The following is a 1,776-nucleotide window of genomic DNA, read 5'->3' on the forward strand; positions in this document are numbered from 1 at the left end:
GCCAAAGTGTCGACCTAAGTGACATCCAGGCTCTCGGCCCGGTGTATGTCTCCCTAGAAAGGAGGTGATCCAGCCGCACCTTCCGATACGGCTACCTTGTTACGACTTCACCCCAATCATCGACTTTACCTTAGACGGCTGGCTCCCGAAGGTTACCCCACCGGCTTTGGGTACTTCCGACTTTCGTGGTGTGACGGGCGGTGTGTACAAGGCCCGGGAACGTATTCACCGCAGTATGCTGACCTGCGATTACTAGCGATTCCGACTTCACGTAGGCGAGTTGCAGCCTACGATCCGAACTGAGAGAGTGTTTCTCGGGTTCGCTCCACCTCGCGGCTTCGCTTCCGTCTATTAACTCCCATTGTAGTACGTGTGTAGCCCAGGTCATAAGGGGCATGATGATTTGACGTCATCCCCGCCTTCCTCCGCATTGTCTGCGGCAGTCTCTCATGAGTCCCCACCCGAAGTGCTGGCAACATAAGATAAGGGTTGCGCTCGTTGCGGGACTTAACCCAACATCTCACGACACGAGCTGACGACAACCGTGCACCACCTGTTTTCTGGCTTCCGAAGAAGAGGAACCATCTCTGGTTCTGTCCATCAATGTCAAGACCTGGTAAGGTTCTTCGCGTTGCGTCGAATTAAACCACATACTCCACCGCTTGTGCGGGCCCCCGTCAATTCCTTTGAGTTTCAACCTTGCGGTCGTACTCCCCAGGCGGGGTACTTATTGCGTTAACTCCGGCACAGAAGGGGTCGATACCTCCTACACCTAGTACCCATCGTTTACGGCCAGGACTACCGGGGTATCTAATCCCGTTCGCTCCCCTGGCTTTCGCGCCTCAGCGTCAGTTTTCGTCCAGAAAGTCGCCTTCGCCACTGGTGTTCTTCCTAATATCTACGCATTTCACCGCTACACTAGGAATTCCACTTTCCTCTCCGATACTCTAGATCAGCAGTTTCCATCCCCTCACGGGGTTAAGCCCCGAACTTTTAAGACAGACTGACTGATCCGCCTGCGCGCGCTTTACGCCCAATAATTCCGGACAACGCTTGCCACCTACGTATTACCGCGGCTGCTGGCACGTAGTTAGCCGTGGCTTTCTATTCCGGTACCGTCAATCCTCCTAACTATTCGCAAGAAGGCCTTTCGTCCCGATTAACAGAGCTTTACAACCCGAAGGCCGTCATCACTCACGCGGCGTTGCTCCGTCAGACTTTCGTCCATTGCGGAAGATTCCCCACTGCTGCCTCCCGTAGGAGTCTGGGCCGTGTCTCAGTCCCAATGTGGCCGTTCATCCTCTCAGACCGGCTACTGATCATCGCCTTGGTGGGCCGTTACCCCTCCAACTAGCTAATCAGACGCAATCCCCTCCTTCAGTGATAGCTTATAAATAGAGGCCACCTTTCATCTATCCTCGATGCCGAGGTCAGATCGTATGCGGTATTAGCAGTCGTTTCCAACTGTTGTCCCCCTCTGAAGGGCAGGTTGATTACGCGTTACTCACCCGTTCGCCACTAAGATTGATGGAAGCAAGCTTCCGTCGCTCTTCGTTCGACTTGCATGTGTTAAGCACGCCGCCAGCGTTCGTCCTGAGCCAGGATCAAACTCTCCAAGATATCTTGAAGCTATTTGAATAGCTCATTTGTTTTGTTGTCGCTACACTTAAGTAGCTTTGAATTATGGTTGGTTTTGACATCGTCAAAACCCGCACTCTGGCATATGTTCAATCGTTTTGATTGATTACCTATCATTGTTCAGTTTTCAAAGATCTG

At 52.6% G+C, this 1,776-nt stretch carries 1 rRNA gene; it reads right to left on the reverse strand.

Annotated elements, in window-relative coordinates:
* Nucleotides 1–57: 57 nt before the first annotated feature.
* Nucleotides 58–1,620: ribosomal RNA gene (locus HMPREF1521_RS00140) — 16S ribosomal RNA — on the reverse strand.
* Nucleotides 1,621–1,776 lie beyond the last annotated feature (156 nt).

It is taken from the genome of Veillonella sp. AS16 (assembly GCF_000517785.1).
GTDB classification, from domain to species: domain Bacteria; phylum Bacillota; class Negativicutes; order Veillonellales; family Veillonellaceae; genus Veillonella; species Veillonella denticariosi.